We start from the raw sequence: 21,160 nt of genomic DNA on the forward strand, positions 1-21,160 counted from the left end.
TCGATTCTTGACCACGGCGCCGGGCGGGTCGGGGGCGGGGTTGCCGGGTAGCGTCGGCGGCATGGCACGCATCGTCGTCATCGGCGGCCACGGCAAGGTCGCCTTGCATCTGGCCCGAATCCTGACCGAGCGCGGCGACGCGGTGACGTCGGTTTTCCGCAATCCCGACCACGCCGAGGAAGTTGCCCTTACCGGGGCCACACCCGTCGTCGCCGACATCGAGCAACTCGACACCGACGCCCTGGCCGACCTGGTGGCCGGACATGACGCGGTGGTCTTCACCGCCGGCGCCGGTGGCGGCAATCCGGCCCGCACCTACGCCGTCGATCGCGACGCGGCCGTCCGGGTCATCGACGCCGCCGCCAAGGCCGGAGTTCGGCGCTTCGTGATGGTCTCGTATTTCGGCGCCGGACCCGGCCACGGTGTGCCGCAAGACGATCCGTTCTTCCCCTATGCCGAGGCCAAGGCCGCCGCCGACACCCATCTGCGCAGCAGTGACCTCGACTGGACCATCCTGGGACCCGGTCGGCTCACGCTCGATCCCGCGACCGGGCGCATCGCCGTCGGTGCCGCGCCGCATGGCCGGGAAGTCACCCGCGAGGACGTCGCGCTGGTGGCGGCGGCCGTGCTGCACGACGACGCGACGATCGGGCGAACCATCGAGTTCAACAACGGCGACGTGCCCATCGCCGAAGCACTGGCCGCCGACTAGGCGATCGCAAGCGCGGCGAAGCCGGGCGCGGGGGGTCGCCGTCATCAGACCTAGTAGTCTCGATTACGCAACTGGTTTGCCGTCGCCGCAAGGTGTCGGCATCGAGCGAGGCATGTTGGCTATGCGTCGCGAGAGGGAACCCGGTGAGAATCCGGGACTGTCCCGCAGCGGTATGCAGGAACGACCGCCGTCTAGAAGCACTGGTCAACGACCGGGAAGCGACGGCCATTAGGAGCACCACGTGGTGCATGCCTGCGAGTCCGAAGACCTGCCAGCTGTGCCGGACGCGCCGCGTCCGGCGGTTCACCGCCTCGTGGGATGGGCGTTGGCCGTACCGGTTGCCGTGCCCACCGGGCGCAGTGCACCCGATCGGCTGTGCGTCCGCTGGCGGTGACCACCACGTCGAGTGAAGGACGAACACGTGACCGCTCAGCCGTTTACCGCCACCATCACCGGCTCCCCGCGCATCGGTCCGCGCCGCGAACTCAAACGCGCAACCGAAGGCTACTGGGCCGGCCGGACCAGTCGATCCGAGCTGGAGTCCGTCGCCGCCACCCTGCGCCGCGACACCTGGGCGGAATTGGCGGCCGCGGGGCTGGACTCCGTCCCGGTGAACACGTTCTCCTACTACGACCAGATGCTCGACACATCGGTACTGCTCGGCGCGCTGCCGGCCAGGGTCGCGGACGTGGCCGACGAGCTGGACCGTTACTTTGCGGCGGCCCGCGGCAACGACGACGTCGCGCCGCTGGAGATGACCAAGTGGTTCGACACCAACTACCACTACCTGGTTCCCGAGATTGCGCCCGGCACCCGCTTCGAGCTGCATCCTGACAAGGTGCTCGCCGAGCTGAAAGAGGCCCGCGACCAAGGGATTCCCGCGCGACCGGTAGTCATCGGCCCGATCACCTTCCTGCTGCTGAGCAAGCCGGTGGATGGTGCCGGTACACCGATCGAACGCCTCGACGAACTGATCCCGGTGTACACCGAGTTGCTGTCGCTGCTGGCCGACAACGGCGCGCAGTGGGTGCAGTTGGACGAGCCCGCGCTGGTGACCGATGTCGCCGCCGACGCGGCCGCGCTGGCCGAACGCGTCTACACCGCATTGGGCTCGGTGGGCAGGCGGCCGGCGATCCATGTCGCCACCTACTTCGGCGATCCCGGCGCCGCGCTGCCTGCACTGGCTCGCACGCCGGTCGAGGCGATCGGCGTGGACCTGGTCCGCGGCGCCAACGCGGAGCTGGCATCGATTCCCGAGCTGGCCGGCAAAACGCTGGTCGCCGGTATCGTCAACGGCCGCAACATCTGGCGCACCGACCTGGAGTCCGCGCTGAGCCGGCTGGCGACGCTGCTGGGGTCGGCGCAGGCAGTTGCGGTGTCGACGTCGTGCTCGACGTTGCATGTCCCCTACTCCCTGGCTTTGGAAGAGGGCGCCACCGATCTGGACGACAACCTGCGCAGCTGGCTGGCGTTCGGCACCGAAAAGGTGCACGAGGTCGTCACGCTCGCGCGTGCGCTGCGCGAGGGCCGCGACGCGGTGGCCGACGAGGTCGCGGCCTCCAATGCCGCAGTGGCGTCGCGCCGTTCGGATCCGCGGCTGCACAACGGCCAGATCCGCGAGCGCATCGACTCGATCGTCGCATCGGGTAACCAACGCGGACCCGCGGCCGATCGCCGCAGCAGCCAACAGGAGCGGCTCCAGCTGCCGCTGTTGCCGACGACGACGATCGGCTCCTACCCGCAGACCTCGGCGATCCGCAAGGCCCGGGCGGCGTTGCGGACCGGCGAGATCGACCAGAGCGAGTACGTCGCACGGATGAAGTCCGAGATCGCCGACGTGATTGCCCTGCAGGAGCAACTCGGACTCGACGTGCTGGTGCACGGCGAGCCGGAACGCAACGACATGGTGCAGTACTTCGCCGAACAACTCGACGGATTCTTCGCCACCCAGAACGGCTGGGTGCAGTCCTACGGCAGCCGCTGCGTGCGCCCGCCGATCCTCTACGGCGACGTGGCGCGGCCGCATCCGATGACGGTCGACTGGATCACCTACGCGCAGTCGCTGACCGAGAAGCCGGTCAAGGGCATGCTGACCGGCCCGGTGACGATCCTGGCGTGGTCGTTCGTCCGCGACGACCAACCGCTGGCCGACACCGCCGAACAGGTTGCGCTGGCGATCCGCGACGAGACGATGGATCTGCAGTCGGCGGGCATCGGGGTCATCCAGGTCGACGAGCCCGCGCTGCGGGAGTTGTTGCCGCTGCGGCGTGCTGATCAGGACGCCTACCTGGCTTGGGCGGTCGGCGCATTCCGGTTGGCGACGTCCGGCGTCGCCGACTCGACGCAGATCCACACCCACCTGTGCTATTCGGAGTTCGGCGAAGTGATCGGCGCGATCGCCGACCTCGACGCCGACGTGACGTCCATCGAGGCGGCCCGCTCACACATGGAGGTGCTCGACGACCTCAACGCGGTCGGTTTCGCCAACAGCGTGGGCCCAGGCGTCTACGACATCCACTCGCCGCGGGTGCCGGCCGAGTCGGAGATCGCGACATCACTGCAAGCAGCGCTGAAAGCCGTTCCCGCGGAGCGGCTGTGGGTCAATCCCGACTGCGGACTGAAGACGCGCAGTATCGACGAGGTGAAGGCGTCGCTGCAGCACATGGTGAGCGCGGCGACGAAGGTGCGCGAAGGCTAATCGGGCGCCGCTGCCCGGCTTTCATACACCTGCACCGGGATGTCGTCATCCCACGGCTGGCGGGTCACCATATCGGCGACGCACACGTAGCCGCGCTCGAACTCGCCGGTGGCGGCGTCGACCAGCCGATACTGCTGGGTCTGGCGGTGGATCGGCTGGGCGTCGAGCATCACGATGCGCACCTCGCCGGGTTCGAAGTGGCAACGCTTGTGCAGCGCGGCGACCAGCTGCTCGTTGCTGAAGTGCCCGTCGCCGAAGTTCCAGCCGATGGCGGTGCTGGTGATCCGCTCACCGTCGGTGAGGACATAGTCGTCCTCGTTCTGGCCGGCCATGGCGCGGTGCGCCAAGGTGAACAAGGCCCGGCCGTGGGTGTTGAACGCGCGGAACGCATATCCCATGTACATCGGGATCTGAGCGGCTTCCTTGCTGCCGTAGAACTTCTCCAGTTGAGCGGCGGGCATGCTGGCGATCGCCACGATGCCCTTGCCGATCTTCTCGTCGGCGGAGGGCTTGACGCACCACAGCGTGGTGTCCCAGTTGCCCGCGTAGTAGCGCATGCCCGGCAGGAAGGACACCTTGCGCGGAAACAGGTTTCCGAGCACCACCGTCCCCGCGACGACGGCGAACAGCAGTATCGGCAGCGGCGTCGTCAAGTCACCGAGCCCGACGGAGGGGTGGCCGACGAACAGCGCCAGCACGCAAAACATCATGAAGACGTTCCACTCCAACGGCACGCCCATCGGAATCGCCGACAGGATGCCCCAGTGGAAGCACAGCATGACGAACGCGGCGATTGCCGTGAGCCAGCCGCCGTCGCTGAAGAACAGCACCAGCGGCACCAGTCCCTCGATCACCGTGGAAAAATGCGCGAGCCAACGTGACCGCCGGCCCGGGCGCAAATCGTCCGGGAAGTGCTCGAAGAACTTCCGTTTCATCGACCGCGAGCGAAACAGCGGGTTGTTACTCATCATCGTCGAGATGACGAACGGGAAGTGCTTGTTGAGTTTCGACGTCGCGGCACCCAGCCAGATGACCAGGCACACCAGTTTGGCGCCCAGGATCATGTCCACGCTGAAGCCGGTGAACAAGAAAGCGACGGTGAACGAGGCATACACCTCGCCGCGGGCGGCCAGGAAGATGACTTTGTCGCGCAACCCCAGCACCGCCAGCACGCCCAGCACCGCCCAGATCTGCCATAGCGGTAACACCCCCACCGTCGTCCCCAACGCCGGGGCGGGGCCGGTGCCGTCGGAGAACAGTGCGATGACGAGGAGCACGAGCAGGGCCCCGTAGAGCAGTGCGTCGAACGGGGTGCGCCGGTCCCCTCTGGTCAGCGGTATGCGATCCGGCCACGGTGGCAGCCGGATGGTGCCCGGCCGCAGCCAATACAGGATCGAGCCCAACGGCGGAAAGAACCGGTTGTTCAGCGGCCCGAACCCGCAGCCCAGGCCGACCACCTCGAACAGCATGGTGTACAGCACGACCTTCTCGAACACGATCGGCTCGGCATACCAGTGCGCGACGTTGGTGAACCCGTCGATGCCCGTGGTGGTCAACGCGATCAGCCAGGCCGCCAGGATGTAGAGGCCGATCTTGACGACGTAGAACAGGTGCAACAGCGCCGGAGTGCCGAAGCCGACCTCAGCCCAATGCCGGGCCATCGGGATGATCTTCTCAGCGCGGGTGCCCTTGCTCCACTCCTCGAAGTCGATTTGGGGGGTGTCCTGTTTGAGAAATCCCATGGCGCCTAAGACTAGAACGTGTTCTAGACCGATGGGTCCGGTTCTTGACTACTACTGTCCGTAGTAGTAGAACGGAGGGTGAGCAGGCCGACGGACGGTGATCGTGATGGTCGAACAGATCCAGCAGCAACGAGACGACGCGGTTCGGTACCTGCCTTGCGCCGCACTCGCATTCGCGCTCGGCTTTTCGATACACGGCGTCGACCATCTGCTTCGCGGCATGTCCGCTTCACCCCCGTTCATCATGGCCGCCGGCATGGTGCAGGGGCTGTTCGTCGTGCTGGCAATCGCGATGGTGGCGATGAATCGCCCTCGTGCACCGCTGGCCGCGATCGCGGTCGGGTTCGGAAGCGCAGTGGGGTTCACCTATGCGCATGTGTTGCCGACCTTTCTGCCGGGTTATCAGGACAGCTTCATCTCGGCGCCGCACCTCAACGTAACGTGGTTCTCGTGGTTGTCTGCTCTGGCCGAAATCGGCACGGGCATCGTCTTCGGGATCGTCGGCGTGCAGGAGGTGAACAATGCCAGGAACCCTGTTCTTCGACGGCAAATGCGGAATGTGCACCAGAGCGGTGGAGTCGATCCTGAAGCTCAATCGGACCGGAGGCCTGCGGACCGAACCACTGCAGGGCCCGGGAGTCGCTGAGCGACTGGGCGTTCCGCCATCGCAGCTGCTGGATTCGGCCCGGTGGCAAGGCGAGTCGGGAACGGTTTACTCCGGCGCGGAGGCGATGAACGCGGCGGTGTCGACGGGGCTTGGCAGCAGGCTGCCGCTACTGCTCTACCGCCTGCCCGGTATTCGCCACCTCGAAGACGCGATCTACCGGTGGGTCGTTGCGCACCGCTATCGATTCCCCGGCACAACACCGCATTGCGAATCACATCCCGCCAGTTGCTGATGCCCGCCGGCCAGCGCACGCTGCGGACGGCCGGAGTACTCGCTGAGCGGACGGATCAGCGCATTGGAACCGGCTTGCTCGATGATGTGGGCCGTCCAGCCGGTGATCCGGCTCATCACGAACAGCGGTGTGAACATCGGGATGTCGAAGCCCATCAGGTAGTACGCCGGACCGGTCGGGAAGTCGAGATTGGGCTTGATTCCGCTTGCGCTGAACATCTCGCTTTCCAGAATGCTGTAGATGTCCAGCCAGCGCTGTCCGCCACTGACCGCGGCGACCCGAGCCAGCGCGTCTTTCATTGTCGGCACCCGGGAATCGCCGCTCTTGTAGACGCGATGACCGAATCCCATGATCTTCTCTTTGCGGGAAAGCTTGCCGTGCAACCATGGTATTGCGTTGCCGGCGCAGCCGATTTCGAGCATGTCGTGCATGACGGCTTCGTTGGCGCCGCCGTGCAGTCGGCCTTTGAGCGCCCCGATCGCCGCGGTGACCGCGCTATAGATGTCGGACTGGGTCGAGGTGACCACCCGGGCGGCGAACGTCGAGGCGTTGAAGCCGTGCTCGGCGTAAAGGATCATCGACTGTTCGAACGCGGCAACGGCCACGGGTTCTAAGGGGGCCGGCGCCTCGCCGAAGCACATCCGCAGAAAGTTCTCCGCATACCCGAGCTGACTGTGTGGTGCGATCGGCGCCAGGCCACGCCGGCGACGCATGTCGGCGGCCACGATCGTCGGCAATACCGCGAACATCCGCAGCGCCTTGGCGTAGTTCGCCGATTCAGCGCTGTCGTCCTCGTCGGGGTCCTCGGCGCCCAGATAACTGATCGTGGTGCGTACCACGTCCATCGGATGGCAGTTGTCCGGCAACTTGGCCAACAGCGACAGCATCGAGCGGTTCAGCCGGCGGCCCGCGCGTTCGCGTTGGCAGAACAACGCCAACTCGGCGTCGGTCGGCAGTTCGCCGTGCCACAGCAGGTAGGCGACCTGCTCGAAACTGCAGTGCGCGGACAGGTCCTGCACCGGATAGCCCCGGTAAGTCAGCGAGTTGGTCTCCGGCACTACTTTGGAGATCGCCGTGGTGTCGACAATGACGCCGGCCAGTCCCTTGTGAATCATCGATTGCCTCCCGCGATGTCGGTATCGAACTGGGTGTAGTCGGCGTAGCGCAGCAACTCATAAAGCCTGCTGCGGTGCTGCATGTGCTCGAGCAGTCCGGATTGGGTTCCGGTGGAGTCGATTTCGCGCAGTCCCTGCTCGACTGCGAACATCGCCAGCCGCAGCGTTGTGACCGGGTAGAGGACGACGTTGTAGCCGATGTCGGAAAGCTGCCGCACGCTCAGCAGCGGCGACTTGCCGAACTCGGTCATGTTGGCCAGCAACGGCACGTCCAGCGCGGTGCGGAACCGTTCGAACTCCGCCGTCGCTGTCAACGCCTCGGTGAAGATCAGATCGGCCCCGGCGTCGGCGTAGGCACGGGCGCGCTCGATCGCGGCGGGAACGCCCTCGACACCCGCGGCGTCGGTGCGAGCGCAGACGACGAAGTTCGGGTCACGCCGAGCCGCTACCGCCGCGCGGATCCGCTGGACCATCTCAACAGTGGGTACGACGTCCTTGCCGTCCAGGTGCCCGCAGCGCTTGGGGTTCACTTGGTCCTCGAGATGGCAGCCGGCCAGCCCGGCGTCTTCCAGCATCGTGACGGTACGCGCGGCATTGAGAGGTTCGCCGAATCCCGTGTCGGCATCGATCAGCGTGGGCAGGTCGGTGGCCGCGGCGATCTGCGCTCCGCGAGCGGCCACCTCCGACAAGGTCGTCAGACCGATGTCCGGCAGTCCCAGGTCGGCCGACAGCGCGGCGCCGGACACGTACACGCCGTCAAAACCGATCTCGGCGATCAGTTTGGCCACCAACGGCGAGAAGGCACCTGGAAAGCGTTGCAACCTACCGGAATTCAATCCTGCCCGGAAGGTCATCCGCTTGGCGGCGGCGCTGGAGGCCGCACCCATCAACCCGTTCACCGGAAGATTCCCGACGACACTGTTGGCGCCTTGTCCAGCACCTGCGGATCCACCAGTACGTTCAATGCTCCCAGCGTGCCGGTTTTCATCTCGGCGAGGCCGTCGACCGTCGACAAGAACCGTTGCTGTTCAGCCGGTTTGACCACGCCTTCCGCGAGCCGGCGGAATTTAGCGACGTACTCGTCTCGCCCGAACGGCCGCGCACCCAGCGGATGCGCATCGGCAACCGCCAGCTCGTCGCTGATCACCTCACCGCTTTTCAGCGTGACTTCGGCTCGCGCCCCGAACGCCTTCTCGGCAGGGTCGGTCGAGTGGTAGCGGCGGGTCCACTCAGGATCTTCGACGGTGGAAACCTTGCGCCACAGCTCGATGGTGTCGGGCCGGTGGGCCCGCTCGGGTGTGTAGGACTGTTCGTGGTCCCAGCTGCCGTCCTGGAGCGCCACCGCGAAGATGTAGGGCAGCGAGTGATCGAGCGTTTCCCGCGATGCGTCCGGGTCGAACTTCTGCGGGTCGCCGGATCCCGTGCCGATCACAACGTGAGTGTGGTGACTGGTGTGCAGCACGACCGATGCCACCTGGCTGAGATCACCAATGCGGTCGCGCAGCCGCCGGGCCAGGTCGATCGGCGCCTGGCTCTGATACTCGGCAGAGTGCTCCTTGGTGAAGCTGTCCAGAATCGCGCGCTTGGGTTCCCCGGGCGCGGGCAGTGGAACTTGATAGGTGTGCTCGGGACCCGAAAGTAGCCAAGCGATGACGCCGTCTTCACCCTCCCAGATCGGGGCCGGCGAACCCTCGCCCCGCATCGCCCGGTCGACGGCCTCGATCGCCACCTTGCCGGCGTGCGCCGGCGCGAACGCCTTCCAGCTGGAGATCGATCCCTTGCGGGACTGCCGGGTCGCCGTGGTCAGGTGCAGCGCTTGGCCGATCGCTTGGTAGATGGTGTCGACGTCGAGCCGCAACATAGTGCCGAGGCCGGCGGCCACCGACGGGCCCAGGTGCGCGACATGGTCAATCTTGTGCTCGTGCAGGCAGATTCCGCGGACCAAATCGACCTGGATCTCGTAGGCGGTGGCCAGGCCGCGAATCAAATCGGCTCCGCGCACCCCAAGTTGCTGGGCGACCGCCACTAGCGGTGGGATGTTGTCACCGGGATGGGAGTACTCGGCGGCCAGGAACGTGTCGTGGAAATCGAGTTCGCGCACCGCGACACCATTGGCCCAGGCCGCCCACTCCGCCGAATACGTTCCCTCCACACCGAAAACCGCGGCGCCGGGTCGGGCCCGGTGTGCCACCGCCTGCAGCCGAGCCACCGTGACCGGTCGCCGCACCACCGAGGCGGCGCTGACCGCCGCGTCGTCGATGATCCGGTTGAGCACCATCGCCTCGGTCTGCGGATCGACGCCGACGGGATCGGCGGCCACCTCGGCGATCTTGTACGCCAGGTGGTCGCGCTGCGGAAACTTGTCGGCACTGCGCCGCGTCCGGACCGGATGAATGTCCATGATCCGCACACTATGCAACGCCAGCCGAGAGCGAAAGACCCTGTACATGCATAATTTTGCAACCCGTACCGGTGCCAATTGCGAACATTGCGAATAGACCCGGGAGTACGGTGTCAACGTGGCGAAGATGTTTTCCGGCCCCCGGCTGCGGCGGTTGCGTGAAGACCGAGGGCTCACGCAAGCGGCGTTGGCCCGCACCCTGGATCTGTCCACCAGCTACGTCAACCAGTTGGAGAACGACCAGCGGCCGATCACGGTGCCGGTGCTGCTCGCGCTCACCGAGCGCTTCGACCTGCCGACGAACTATTTCTCCCCCGACTCCGACGCGCGGCTGGTTGCCGACCTTTCCGACGTTTTCACGGCGACTACCGCCGAACACGTCAGCCGGGCGCAGGTCGAGGAACTGGTCTCGCGAATGCCCGAAGTCGGCCGCAGTCTGGTGGCCGTGCACCGTCGTTTGCGCGACGCCACCGACGAAGTGGAGGCCTATCGCTCCCGCGCGACCACCGAGACGTCACTGCCGCCCGAGCGGCCGATGCCGTTCGAGGAGGTGCGTGATTTCTTCTACGACCGCAACAATTACATCGGTAATCTCGACGTCGCGGCCGAACGGCTCTTCGCCGAGAACCAGATGCGCGTCGGAGGGCTGGACATTCAGCTGCCGATGCTGATGGCCGACCAGTTCGGCATCACCGTTGTCGTCGATGCTGATCTGCCCGAAACCACCAAGCGCTCCTTCGATCCGGCCACCCGGGTGCTTCGGGTCGCCCAGTGGCTGATGCCAGGCCAGCGTGCGTTCCAAATCGCCACCCAGCTGGCGCTGGTCAGCCAGTCGGAGCTGATCTCGAGCATCCTGGCCACCGACGACCAACTCAGCGTCGAGGCGCGTGGCGTCGCCCGGATAGGACTGGCCAATTACTTCGCGGGCGCGTTTCTACTGCCGTATCGTGAATTTCAACGGGCCGCCGACGAACTGCGTTATGACATCGACTTGTTGGGCCGCCGCTTCGAGGTGGGCTTCGAGACCGTCTGCCATCGACTCTCGACGTTGCAGCGCCCGGCGTCGCGCGGGGTACCGTTCATCTTCGTGCGCACCGACAAGGCCGGCAACATCTCGAAACGCCAGTCGGCCACCGCTTTTCACTTCAGCCGAGTCGGCGGCAGCTGCCCGCTGTGGGTGGTGCACGACGCGTTCGCCCAGCCGGGCCGGATCGTCACCCAAGTGGCGCAGATGCCCGATGGCCGCTCGTATTTCTGGATCGCCAAGACCACCGCCCCGGAAGGCCGCGGTTATCTCGGCCAGCACACCAGTTTCGCGATCGGATTGGGCTGCGACCTGGGCCATGCCGACAAGCTGGTCTACTCCACCGGCGTCGCTCTCGACGACCCGGGCACCGCGGTACCCATCGGGGCAGGCTGCAAGATCTGCAATCGCGCCGCATGCGCGCAGCGCGCGTTTCCCTATCTCGGTGGCCACGTTGCGGTCGACGAGAACACCGGCAGCAGCCTGCCTTATTCGCCGAGTGTTTGACCACTTTTCGCTCCGGCGGGACCCCCACCGGTGTAGCTTGCTGCTGGTGCCGGATGTCGACTATTGCGTCGTAGGTGCGGGATTCGCCGGTTTGACGGCCGCGCTGCGGCTGACACAGGCCGGACGCTCGGTGGCGGTGCTGGAGGCTCGCGACCGGGTCGGCGGACGCACCTACACCGAGGACCTTCCGGACGGGACGTGGATCGATCGCGGCGGCGCCTGGATCGGGCCCGGCCAGACTCGAATCTATGCGCTGATGAACGAATTCGGCGTTCCGGAATACAAGCAGTACGTCGACGGCGAGTCGATGATGATCATTGACGGCAAGCAACATCGCTACGCCGGCACGATCCCTTGGACGGTGAGCCCGTGGGCCACCACCAACCTCGGGGTCGGGTTGCTCAAAGTACGCCAGATGTGCAGATCGATTCCGCTGCAAGCTCCCTGGGAGGCCAGGAAGGCCGCCGAGTGGGATCAGATCAGTCTGGCCGCATGGCTCGACAAGAACCTGTGGTCGGCGCAGGCCCGCGACATGCTGGACATGGCGCTGGCCGGCCCCTACACCTCGGCCGCATCGGAGGTGTCGATGCTGTGGATGCTGTACCAGATGGCCTCGGGCGGTGGGCCGGACTTTGTCGTCTCCAACAAGAATGGCTCCCAGGATGCCCGACCAGTCGGTGGGATGGGCGCCGTCTACCGCCCAGTGGCCGCCGAACTCGGCGATGCGCTGCGCTGCTCGCAGCCGGTACGGCGGATCACGCAGGACGCCGATGGGGTGATCGTGGGATCCGATGACCTGCGCGTCCGCGCGCGGCGGGTGATCGTGACCGTTCCGCTGGCCATCGCAAGCCAGATCGTCTACGAGCCGATGCTGCCGATGGAACGATCCTTTCTTCACCAGCGGATGCCCGGCGGCGCAATCGTCAAGATTTCGGTCAGCTACGACGAGCCGTTTTGGCGCGCCGAGGGCCTCACCGGCCAATCCGCGGCGCCCGGCTCGCTGGCCACGTTGACCATCGACGCCTGCACCGATACCGGGACGCCAGGGGTCATGTGCGTCATCACCGAGGGCCGTGCCGCGCGTCAGCTGACCCGGCTCGACGAGGCGGCGCGCAAAACGGCCGTCGTGCGTGAGCTCGTCGACCGGTTCGGCCCCAAGGCGGGCTCACCCGTCGGCTACCACGAGCAGAACTGGACCCTCGAGCGCTATTCCGGCGGCGGCATGATCAGCCACGCACCTACCGGCGTATTGACCGAATTCGGTCCCGCCCTGCGCGAGCCCTGCGGCCGCATCCATTGGGCCGGCACGGAGAGCTCCGCCGTCATGTGCGGGTGGGTTGACGGGGCCGTTCGGTCCGGTGAGCGCGCCGCGAGCGAAGTGCTGGCACTCGAGGCGACAGCCGCTACTGCTCCTGCTTGACCGGCCGCCGGTAAAAGATCAACAGCTGGCCGATGGCCCCGCCCAGTCCCAGCAGCACCGAGATCAGCAGGCCGGTCCAGCCGCCGAATGAGTTCCCGAGGAGCAGCCAATCCAGGCTGTACTGGCCGGGGCCCACGGTGGCCACCGTGACGGCGCCGACCGCGAGCACCATGACGTACTCCCAGCCTTCGTTGATGATGAAGAACCCGTGCGGCCGGTGTACCGTCCAGGCGGCGACGAACATCAGCGCCACAAAGCCGGCGGCAGGGATGGGAGTGAGCAACCCGGCGGCGAGTCCCAGGCCGGCGGCCATCTCGGTGCTGGCCGCGACCAGGGCCTGGAATCTGCCGGCCTTCATGCCGATGCTCGAGAACCAGCGCGCGGTTCCCGGGATGCGGCCGCCGCCGAAGAACTTGTTGTAACCATGGGCGGCCAGCGTCAGCCCCAGCACCAGCCGCAGAATCAGTAAACCGACATCATAGGCAGTCATAGACGCCAACCTAGATCATCGGGTAGGCAGAAGTATCCTGCCACCCGCCAACAACGCAAGGAGCTGACATCAAGATCGCGATCATTGGCGCCGGCAACGTCGGGCGCGCCCTGGGCACGGCGTGGCGGAACCGCGGCCACGACGTCACATTCGGAGTGCGCGACCCCGACGATCCCAAGTACGAGTCGCTCGGTGCGATCTCGGCCAACGAATCCGCTGTAGCCGCAGCCGATGTCGTGGTGCTGTGCACGCCATGGCAGGGCACTCAGCTGGCCGTACAGAGCTGCGGCGACTTGGGCGGCAAAGTCCTCATAGATTGCACCAACCCGCTCAGCCCCGACTTCACCGCGCTCGAGGTCGGCCTCACCAGCTCCGGCGCCGAACAGGTCGCATTCTGGGCGCCCGGCGCTCGGGTCTGCAAAGCGATGAATCAGATCGGCGCGGCACTGATGGACGGGCCGCAACTTTCCGGTCAACCGGTGATGTTCATTTGCGGCGACGAGGACCAGGCCAAGTCGATGGCCGCCGGGCTGGTCGTCGAGCTGGGCTTTGAGGCCGTGGACGCCGGAGACTTGCGGGTGGCGCGGCTGCTGGAGCCCTACGCGCTGCTGTGGATTCACTTGGCACTGCGCCGGGGATTCGGCGCCAACTTCGGCTTCGGTCTGCTGCGCGGCCAGTCCTGACGATGTCAGGCAAAGCGGTACTGTCCCTCGACGGCGACGGGAATCACCCGCCCGAACTCTTGGGCCACAAGGGGTTCGGCATCAACACCATGCGCCGGCACGATTTGCCGGTGCCGCCGGCGTTCTGCATCACCACCGAGGTGGGCGCCCGGTACCTGGCGGCGCCCGAGTCGACGATGGCCGCGATGTGGGACAACGTGCTCGCGGAGCTGCGCGAGTTGGAGGCCGCAACGTCGCGCACCTTCGGACGGGGACCGCGTCCGCTGCTGGTCAGCGTGCGTTCCGGTGCGGCTCTGTCGATGCCGGGAATGATGGACACGGTGCTGGATGTGGGCATGTGCGACGCCACCGAAGAGGCGCTGGCCCAGTGGGGTGGAGCGGCTTTCGCCCGTGATACGCGGCTCCGGTTCACCCGCTGGTATCAGCGCATCGTCGCCGATGCGGTGCCCGAAGACCCGTACTCGCAGTTGCGTGCGGCGATCGAGGCGGTGTTTGCGTCGTGGAACTCACCGCGCGCCGTGGCCTACCGTGCTCACCACGGCTTGGACAACCAGGGCGGCACCGCGGCGGTTGTGCAGGCGATGGTGTTCGGCAACCTCGACACTAATTCCGGTGCCGGCGTGATGTTTTCGCGCAACCCGACGACTGGTGCCGACGAGGAGTTCGGTGAGTGGCTGGTCGGCGGCCAAGGCGACGATGTGGTGTCAGGAACCGTCGACGTCCACCCGATCACCGAACTGCGCGAGCAGCAACCGGACATCTATGCCGAGTTGACCGCTGCTGCCGGCACGCTGGAGCGGCTCACTGCCGACGTCCAGGAGATCGAATTCACCGTCGAGAGCGGCAGACTGTGGCTGCTGCAGACCCGGGCCGCCAAGCGATCGGCACAGGCCGCGGTGCGGCTGGCACTGCGCCTGCGGGCCGACGGCCTGATCGACGACGCTGAGACCCTGCGCCGCGTCACCCCGGCTCACGTCGAGGCGCTGCTCCGACCGGCACTGCAGCCCGAAACCCGCTTGGCTGCACCACTTTTAGCCAAGGGATTGCCCGCCTGCCCGGGAGTGGCAGCCGGTCGGGCCTATACCGACGTCGACGAGGCGGTAGATGCCGCCGAGCGAGGCGAAGACGTCATCCTGGTGCGCAGCCACACCAGTCCCGATGATGTGCACGGCATACTGGTCGCTCGCGGGGTCGTCACCGAAACCGGCGGGGCTACCAGCCACGCAGCAGTGGTCAGCCGCGAACTCGGTCGGGTCGCCGTGGTCGGCTGTGGCGACGGAATCTCCGATTCGTTGGCGGGCAAATTGATCACCGTCGACGGCACTGAGGGCGAAGTGCGCGACGGCACCCTCGAACTCGCGGTGTGGTCGGAGAACGACACGCCGGAGCTGCGCGAGTTGTCCGAGATCGCACGGCGTTTCACTTCCCTGCGCGGGCCTGCCGGCGGCGAGAGCCCACTGATCACGATGCTGACCGAGCTGCGACGCAGCGACGGCGGTCAGACATGAGCGAATTGGCTGTGCTGCAAGCGGTTCGCCTAAAAGGCCGGATAAGCCCCGCCGACCTGGGCGCAACATTGAGTGCAGATCCAGCCGAACTCGCCGATACCGTCGAGCGACTGACCCAATCCGGCCTGCTGATCGCCGGGACGACTTTGCGGATCAGCACCGACGGACGCGCAAGGCTTAGCGAACTGTTGGCCGAGGAGCGTGCCGGTATCGATGCTGCCGCGCTGGCGGCTGCCTACGACGAATTCCGGGCGGTCAACACCGAATTCAAGGCGTTGGTCACCGATTGGCAAGTCAGAGCCGGAGAACCAAATACTCACGACGATGCCACCTATGACGCGGCGATCGTGGCCCGCCTGGATCGTGTGCATCAACAGGTGCTGCCAGTCATTGCCGCGGCCGGCGCACAGCTGCCGCGACTGAGCAGCTATTCGGCCAAGCTGCAGGCGGCGCTGGACAAAGTCCAGGCCGGGGAGAACATCTGGCTTTCTCGACCGCTCATCGACTCCTACCACACCGTGTGGTTCGAGCTGCACGAGGAGCTGATCGTCGCGGCCGGTCGAACCCGCGAGGCGGAGGCTAAATCCGGTGAGGCCCAGTGAGTTACAACGCGGCATCCAATCGCTGCAGATAGGCATCGATGTCGGCGAGCGCCGATTCTGCCGCGTGGACGCTGATCGCGATGGTATCGCCGATACCGTGCACACCGTGGGTGAGACCCATCGCCGGTGACAGCGCCGGGTATCCGGCAGTCAACAACACGGGTGCACCTCCCAAGCGCAGGTCAGCATGTCCACGGTAGACGCTGGACACCACGGTGTTCCCGGATACTTCGGTGGGCCGCGCATCGGCGTCGAACTGGGCGACGCCCCAACGCAACAGCGGTGCGGGAACCGCCGCGAATGCCCGGTCGGCGGCGCGTGCCGCCGGATGCTCGGCACGACGGCGGGCATCGGCCAACTCGGCAACGATCCGCTCTGCTCGAGCCTCGCGGGGCAGTCCCGGGTACAGCCCGACCGCGACGTTTCGGAAATGGTTATGCGCCTGTCGCGCACCGGGCTTGGCCATCGGCACCTCGGCACCCAACGCGTCGGCTGCCGTGCCCAGATGTTCGGACAGCGCCGTGGACACGGCGGCCAACACCGCGACGGTGACCGTGGGGCCGGGCAATTGGGAACGGTCGCGCACCAGTGTTCGTACCGTGCGGGATCCCGTCGGGTGGGCGTTGGTGCTCAGCACCGGCCGAGATCCGACCGGCGGCTCAAATAGTCCGGCCTGCCTGTCCTGGGTCAGCTTGCGGTGGGCACGGGCCGCCACCACGGCACGCCACGGCAGGAAACCCGGCGAGGACGCGGCGACGTCGGGCACAGCGGCGTGGCGACCGAACAGCCAGCCGGCCAGCGCCGCGGTGCGGCCACCGTCGGCCAGCGCATGTGCGACCTGCAGGACCGCGACGGCGCCCGGGCCGGTGCTGCCGGGGATGTCGTGCACCGGCGTGAAAAGGTGTAGCCGCCAGGGTGTTCGGCGAGCATCCAGCTGGTCGTCGGCGAGCCGTACCACCGCGTCCAGACAGCCGCGCCAGCTGTTGTCGTGCAGTTTGTGGCAGAGCGTGTGGGCTGGCTCGACGGCCATCGGCACCCACTGCGGGTAGGTGAGCGCGGATCCGTCCTCGACGCGCATCGCCAAGGCCGGACAGGCCTGGGCGCGATGGCGCAGTTCGTCGGCGAGGCGCTCGACATCAGCGGGTTGGCCGTCGAATGCGTAGAGCAGAAACTGGTCGTTGGGAATCTTGGCCGACATCCAGTAGAACTGCGCGTCGACTGCCGCCATCCGGGTCGACATGAGTACAACACTAGGGCTGTGTGGTTTATCCACAGTTCGCGCCTGGTCCACAGGTCGCGCTTTTGGCGCTAGCGCCGCGTCGTACCCCGTCGATAGAATTCGAACATGCGTTCGGATAGCCGGGAAGAGATCGATGAGGTCTTCGACGGGCTGGCGACATACCTCAAACGGGCCTTGGACCTGTGCTTTGACGGCCTGACCGCGCCCGAGCGGCTGACCATGCTGCAGCGGTGTGAGATGCTGCGCCGCCAACTGCCCGCCGTCGAGCATCCGCTGATCAACCAGCTCAGCGAGCAGGCCGACGAAGCCGAACTGGGCGGCAAGCTGGGGTTTGCGCTAGCCGAACGGTTGGGCATCACCCGCGCCGACGCCGCCCGGCGCATCGGTGAGGCCGCCGACCTCGGACCACGCCGCGCGCTCACCGGCGAACCGCTCGAGCCACTGCTGCCCGCCACCGCCGCCGCCCAGCGCAGCGGGGCCATCGGGGCCGGCCATGTGGCGGTGATCCGCAGCTTTTATCACCGGCTGCCCGACGCGGTGGACGTGGAAACCCGCCAGCGCGCCGAAGCCCACCTAGCCCAGCTGGCCGGCGAACATCGCCCCGACGACTTGCACAAGCTCGCCGACCGACTCACCGACTGCCTCAACCCCGACGGCGATTTTTCCGACAACGATCGCGCCCGGCGGCGCAGCCTGATCCTGGGCAAACAAGACCTCGACGGCATGTCGAAGATCAGCGGGCTACTGACGCCGGAGGCCCGCGCCACCCTGGATGCCGTGCTGGCCAAACTGGCCGCCCCGGGCATGTGCAACCCGGAGGATTCCACGCCGTGCCTCGGCGGCACACCGTCGCAGGAAGCCATCCAGGGCGACACCCGCACTACTGGCCAACGCAACCACGACGCGCTCAATGCTGCCGGGCGCGCGCTGTTGGCTTCCGGAAAGCTGGGCCAACACAACGGGCTACCGGCCACCATCATCGTGTCCACCACCCTGGCCGAACTCGAAGCCGGCGCCGGCAAAGCCCTCACCGGCGGCGGCACCCTGCTGCCGATGAGTGATGTGATTCGGCTGGCATCGCATGCGCACCACTACCTGTCGATTTTCGACAACGGCAAGGCGATCGGGCTCTACCACGCCAAGCGGTTGGCCTCACCCGGTCAGCGCATCGTGCTCTACGCGAAAGACCGCGGCTGTACGTTCCCCAACTGCGATGTGCCCGGCTACCTCACCGAAGTCCATCACGTCACCGACTTCGCTCGGTGCCGGGAAACCGACATCGACGATCTCACCCTGGCCTGCGGGCCGCACCACAAACTGGTCACCTCCGGCGGCTGGAAAACCCGCACACTCAAAAACGGCGACACCGAATGGATCCCGCCGCCCCACCTCGACCACGGCCAACCCAGGACCAACAACTACCACCACCCCGAACGGCTCCTGCGTGAAGATGACGACGAGGTGCCCTAGCTTCGTCGCTCTACGCCGACCCGATGAAGGCCAGCACCAAGTCGGCAACATTCTCCGGTTGTTCGAGCTGTAGGAAATGCCCGGCGTGTTCGACGATCGCCACGTCGCTGCCCGCGGGAAGCACCTTCCCCGTCCAGTGCGCGAAAGTCGGTGCGAAACAACCGTCGTCGTGGCCGTGCAGGTAGAGGCTTGGCAGTTTGGGCGCTGACGTCCAATGCCGGTGCAATTCGGCATACCGCGCCGGTGGCCGCGTGTTGCGGATCGTCGCCCGGTACGGCCCCAATGCGGCACGCCAGCTCTCCGGTGTCCCGATCGCGGCGTCGACGTGGCGCAGATCCTCCTCGGCGTCATAACCCGGTGACCACCGCCGCCACAGCCGTGGCACTATCCAGGAAGCGGAACGTTCAGGCAGCCAAGGTGTTTGGAAGTACATGATGTACCAACTGCGCAGCAGCTGGGCCGGAAGCTCGCGGACGACCCGCAGCTGATCGACCACACCCGGCGGGCGGAAGCCCGCCGACAGCGGCACGGACATGATCACCGCCTTGGCGAACGGGCTGTCTGGCATCGCGGCCAAGCCAGTCGCGGCGATGGCGCCCCAGTCGTGGCCGATCACCACATCGCGGTCGGTGCCGCCGATCGCCGCCCGCACCTGCAGTGCATCGTGCATCAGCGCGCCGATGTGATAACTGCCGTCGGCCGGTATCGACGAGGGCGCATAGCCACGCATGAAGGGCGCCACCACCCGCCAACCCGAGTCGGCCAACTGCGGAGCGAATTTGCGCCAGCCGTAGGCAGTATCGGGAAAACCGTGAAGGCACAGTGCAATCGGGCCTTCGGGCGGTCCCCAGGTCAGCGCTTTCAGCTCGACCTCAGGGGCGTGCGTGTCGATCCAGCGCGGTCCAGTCATCACCGATCCTTCTCGTGTCGACTGCGGCTCGTGCGGCGGTTCCCGCCTGACGAGTATCGCTCACACCCCCGCGGTATGCCGATCAGGTCGCGTCAGATGGTGTCCCACCCAGCGATCAGCCAGCGCTCGCCGACTTTGTCCAGGGTGGCCCGGATACCCGTCGCGGCCTCGGACGGCGGCGAGCTGCCGACAGTGACGGTCTGGTCGACGAACACCAAAACCACCGCACGGTTGTCGGTCGCCGATACCGATGCCGCAGCGGGCACAGTGGCAGACGCCGACACCTGTTGTTCTTTTGCGTTGGGAACAAGCACCTCCCGCGTCACCTGCAGGTAGGTCTCACGAAAGGGGTCGGTCAGGCGACTCCGCGCGGCCTCCACGTCCTTCTCGACGGTGTCGGGCCGAAACGACAGCAGGGCGACCGCAGATTCCTTTGCGGCCCGGACTGATTGAATGCGAGCGAGGTCGGTATCGCGGGCCGACGAGTCCTGCCATTTCAGCAGCGCCGCCGCTACTGCGAGCAGCAATGCCAAACCCGGAAGGACACCGTAAACCAGTACATGCGCTTTCGTGTCAACCGCGGTCTCGTGCCGGCCAGATTCCGGTCGGGTCATGATACGAATGCGACGTTGGACAGCTTGGCCTCGTCGCCCATCTTCTGCACAGTGATCCGCAGCCGCCAGAGCTGTGCCTCGTGCTGGCTGCCGCCCGGAGTCGTCGACCTCACTTCCACCGCCACCAGCACCTGACCCGCGTCGCCGGTCTGCGACTCCAGGCCGGCTTCGGCCACGGTGCCCGCCAACGTCGCCCGGTTTTGCTTGACGAAGTCGAGGAATGGCCGCCACCGCTGCGGGAAGTTGGCGTAAAAGCTGCCCGTCGCTGACCCCAGGATCCGCTGCGTCTCGGCGTCGGCATGCTCGTAGTCGAGCGTGGTGAGGTTGACCGCGCCCCGCCGTGCGGCTTGTACGAACAGGTCGCGGTGTACTTCGGCTTCGTGCGACTCGTAAGCACGGAACCCCAGCCAACCCACCAGCGCCGCCAACACCGCCACCCCGATCAGCCCGGCGACCAGCGCTGTCCGCTGAACCGCGATCGGACTCGTCATCGGCGGCGCTTGCTCGGCAGCTGATTCTTCGTCGGGCTTCTCGTCAGAGGTGGCAGCATCGGGCCAGGCCATACTGTCCAACCTACGTGCCTGCGTCGAAGCGATCACGTCGAGCAGTGCCGCCGCTCAGGCCTGTGCGACAGCATTTTCCACGTCGGCAACGATGATTTTGCGCATGCCGAGCATCGCCTTGGTGGCCGCGGCCGCACGCAGGGGGTCGGGATCACCGATCAACTCCGGGAGCCGCCGGGGGACGATCTGCCAACTCAGCCCGTAGCGGTCCTTGAGCCAGCCGCACTGCGACTCTTCTCCGCCATCGGTCAGCCGACCCCAGTAGTAGTCGACCTCCTCTTGGTCGCTGCACTCGACGGTGAACGACACCGCTTCGGTGAACCGAAAATGCGGACCGCCATTGATGGCGATGAAGCGGGTGCCATCCAGCACGAAGATGCCTGTCATCACCGCGCCCGGCTCGCCGGGCCCGGCATCGGTATAGCGGCTGAGCTCCTCGATGTGCGAGTTCGGAAAGATCGAGGTGTAGAACTCGGCGGCCTCCTCGAGGTCGTTGTCGAACCACAGCGACGGCGTGATCGCCGGCATGGTGCCTCCTATCGTCGATTTCCTCCTGTCTGAC

20 protein-coding genes and 1 riboswitch are annotated in these 21,160 nt (G+C 66.4%); of the genes, 10 read left to right on the forward strand and 10 right to left on the reverse strand.

Annotated features, from left to right (window positions below; genetic code table 11):
- The first annotated feature begins 61 nt into the window (after positions 1-61).
- Both AC5Y49_RS10040 and metE read left to right on the forward strand, forming a co-directional pair.
- Positions 62-712, forward strand: a complete 651-nt coding sequence (locus AC5Y49_RS10040; protein WP_499886573.1) for an SDR family oxidoreductase — start codon at positions 62-64, stop codon at positions 710-712.
- Between the two features lie 72 nt (positions 713-784).
- A riboswitch (cobalamin riboswitch) is annotated at positions 785-1,002 on the forward strand.
- 131 nt (positions 1,003-1,133) lie between these two features.
- Positions 1,134-3,410, forward strand: a complete 2,277-nt coding sequence (gene metE / locus AC5Y49_RS10045) for a 5-methyltetrahydropteroyltriglutamate--homocysteine S-methyltransferase (RefSeq protein WP_499886574.1) — start codon at positions 1,134-1,136, stop codon at positions 3,408-3,410.
- Here metE and AC5Y49_RS10050 read toward each other — a convergent pair.
- A complete protein-coding gene (locus AC5Y49_RS10050) occupies positions 3,407-5,152 on the reverse strand; it encodes a DUF3556 domain-containing protein (RefSeq protein WP_499886576.1) in 1,746 nt (581 codons plus the stop codon). The two genes, metE and AC5Y49_RS10050, sit on opposite strands and share 4 nt — an antisense overlap.
- 97 nt (positions 5,153-5,249) lie before the next feature.
- Between AC5Y49_RS10050 and AC5Y49_RS10055 the strand changes: the two genes are divergently transcribed.
- Together AC5Y49_RS10055 and AC5Y49_RS10060 are read left to right on the forward strand one after the other, a co-directional pair.
- A complete protein-coding gene (locus AC5Y49_RS10055; protein ID WP_499886578.1) occupies positions 5,250-5,798 on the forward strand; it encodes a hypothetical protein in 549 nt (182 codons plus the stop codon).
- Positions 5,710-6,051, forward strand: a complete 342-nt coding sequence (locus AC5Y49_RS10060; RefSeq protein WP_499886580.1) for a thiol-disulfide oxidoreductase DCC family protein — start codon at positions 5,710-5,712, stop codon at positions 6,049-6,051. Before AC5Y49_RS10055 ends, AC5Y49_RS10060 begins: the two co-directional genes overlap by 89 nt.
- On the opposite strand, the gene AC5Y49_RS10065 is transcribed toward AC5Y49_RS10060, so the two are convergent.
- Genes AC5Y49_RS10065 through prpD form a run of 3 tightly spaced genes read right to left on the reverse strand, consistent with a single transcriptional unit; the run spans position 5,997 to position 9,567 of the window.
- Positions 5,997-7,166, reverse strand: coding sequence for a bifunctional 2-methylcitrate synthase/citrate synthase (locus AC5Y49_RS10065; RefSeq protein ID WP_499886582.1), 1,170 nt, complete (start codon positions 7,164-7,166; stop codon positions 5,997-5,999). The two genes, AC5Y49_RS10060 and AC5Y49_RS10065, sit on opposite strands and share 55 nt — an antisense overlap.
- A complete protein-coding gene (gene prpB, locus AC5Y49_RS10070) occupies positions 7,163-8,065 on the reverse strand; it encodes a methylisocitrate lyase (protein ID WP_499886584.1) in 903 nt (300 codons plus the stop codon). The genes AC5Y49_RS10065 and prpB overlap by 4 nt, the downstream gene beginning before the upstream one ends.
- Complete coding sequence (gene prpD / locus AC5Y49_RS10075) at positions 8,062-9,567, reverse strand: 2-methylcitrate dehydratase PrpD (protein WP_499886585.1); 1,506 nt, start codon at positions 9,565-9,567, stop codon at positions 8,062-8,064. Before prpD ends, prpB begins: the two co-directional genes overlap by 4 nt.
- 127 nt (positions 9,568-9,694) lie before the next feature.
- On the opposite strand from prpD, the gene AC5Y49_RS10080 reads away from it, so the two are divergent.
- Both AC5Y49_RS10080 and AC5Y49_RS10085 read left to right on the forward strand, forming a co-directional pair.
- Positions 9,695-11,098 (forward strand): short-chain fatty acyl-CoA regulator family protein, encoded by a 1,404-nt coding sequence (locus AC5Y49_RS10080; RefSeq protein WP_499887231.1) that lies wholly within the window; start codon positions 9,695-9,697, stop codon positions 11,096-11,098.
- 46 nt (positions 11,099-11,144) lie between these two features.
- A complete protein-coding gene (locus AC5Y49_RS10085; RefSeq protein ID WP_499886587.1) occupies positions 11,145-12,518 on the forward strand; it encodes a flavin monoamine oxidase family protein in 1,374 nt (457 codons plus the stop codon).
- On the opposite strand, the gene AC5Y49_RS10090 is transcribed toward AC5Y49_RS10085, so the two are convergent.
- Positions 12,502-13,008 (reverse strand): DoxX family protein, encoded by a 507-nt coding sequence (locus tag AC5Y49_RS10090; protein WP_499886589.1) that lies wholly within the window; start codon positions 13,006-13,008, stop codon positions 12,502-12,504. The genes AC5Y49_RS10085 and AC5Y49_RS10090 overlap by 17 nt on opposite strands.
- Before the next feature lie 80 nt (positions 13,009-13,088).
- Between AC5Y49_RS10090 and AC5Y49_RS10095 the strand changes: the two genes are divergently transcribed.
- The 3 genes from AC5Y49_RS10095 to AC5Y49_RS10105 are packed head-to-tail and all read left to right on the forward strand — an operon-like array spanning position 13,089 to position 15,801.
- The gene (locus AC5Y49_RS10095) at positions 13,089-13,691 is read left to right on the forward strand and encodes an NADPH-dependent F420 reductase (protein ID WP_499887233.1); all 603 of its coding nucleotides are present in this window, start codon (positions 13,089-13,091) and stop codon (positions 13,689-13,691) included.
- Positions 13,692-13,693: 2 nt separating this feature from the next.
- A complete protein-coding gene (locus tag AC5Y49_RS10100) occupies positions 13,694-15,199 on the forward strand; it encodes a pyruvate, phosphate dikinase (protein ID WP_499886591.1) in 1,506 nt (501 codons plus the stop codon).
- A complete protein-coding gene (locus AC5Y49_RS10105) occupies positions 15,196-15,801 on the forward strand; it encodes a MarR family transcriptional regulator (protein WP_499886593.1) in 606 nt (201 codons plus the stop codon). The genes AC5Y49_RS10100 and AC5Y49_RS10105 overlap by 4 nt, the downstream gene beginning before the upstream one ends.
- A gap of 1 nt (position 15,802) precedes the next feature.
- Here AC5Y49_RS10105 and AC5Y49_RS10110 read toward each other — a convergent pair whose 3' ends face one another.
- Positions 15,803-17,041: a WS/DGAT domain-containing protein gene (locus tag AC5Y49_RS10110; RefSeq protein WP_499886595.1), complete on the reverse strand. Its 1,239-nt coding sequence runs from the start codon at positions 17,039-17,041 to the stop codon at positions 15,803-15,805.
- A gap of 105 nt (positions 17,042-17,146) precedes the next feature.
- Here AC5Y49_RS10110 and AC5Y49_RS10115 point away from each other — a divergent pair, with 105 nt between their 5' ends.
- Positions 17,147-18,511 (forward strand): HNH endonuclease signature motif containing protein, encoded by a 1,365-nt coding sequence (locus tag AC5Y49_RS10115; RefSeq protein WP_499886597.1) that lies wholly within the window; start codon positions 17,147-17,149, stop codon positions 18,509-18,511.
- 10 nt (positions 18,512-18,521) lie between these two features.
- Here AC5Y49_RS10115 and AC5Y49_RS10120 read toward each other — a convergent pair whose 3' ends face one another.
- The 4 genes from AC5Y49_RS10120 to AC5Y49_RS10135 form a co-directional block, all read right to left on the reverse strand.
- A complete protein-coding gene (locus tag AC5Y49_RS10120; protein ID WP_499886599.1) occupies positions 18,522-19,421 on the reverse strand; it encodes an alpha/beta fold hydrolase in 900 nt (299 codons plus the stop codon).
- A gap of 92 nt (positions 19,422-19,513) precedes the next feature.
- The gene (locus tag AC5Y49_RS10125; protein WP_499886601.1) at positions 19,514-20,035 is read right to left on the reverse strand and encodes a hypothetical protein; all 522 of its coding nucleotides are present in this window, start codon (positions 20,033-20,035) and stop codon (positions 19,514-19,516) included.
- Positions 20,032-20,598 (reverse strand): Rv1363c family protein, encoded by a 567-nt coding sequence (locus AC5Y49_RS10130; RefSeq protein WP_499886603.1) that lies wholly within the window; start codon positions 20,596-20,598, stop codon positions 20,032-20,034. Before AC5Y49_RS10130 ends, AC5Y49_RS10125 begins: the two co-directional genes overlap by 4 nt.
- 54 nt (positions 20,599-20,652) lie before the next feature.
- The gene (locus tag AC5Y49_RS10135; RefSeq protein ID WP_499886604.1) at positions 20,653-21,126 is read right to left on the reverse strand and encodes a VOC family protein; all 474 of its coding nucleotides are present in this window, start codon (positions 21,124-21,126) and stop codon (positions 20,653-20,655) included.
- Positions 21,127-21,160 lie beyond the last annotated feature (34 nt).

It is taken from the genome of Mycobacterium sp. NGS62 (assembly GCF_059812285.1).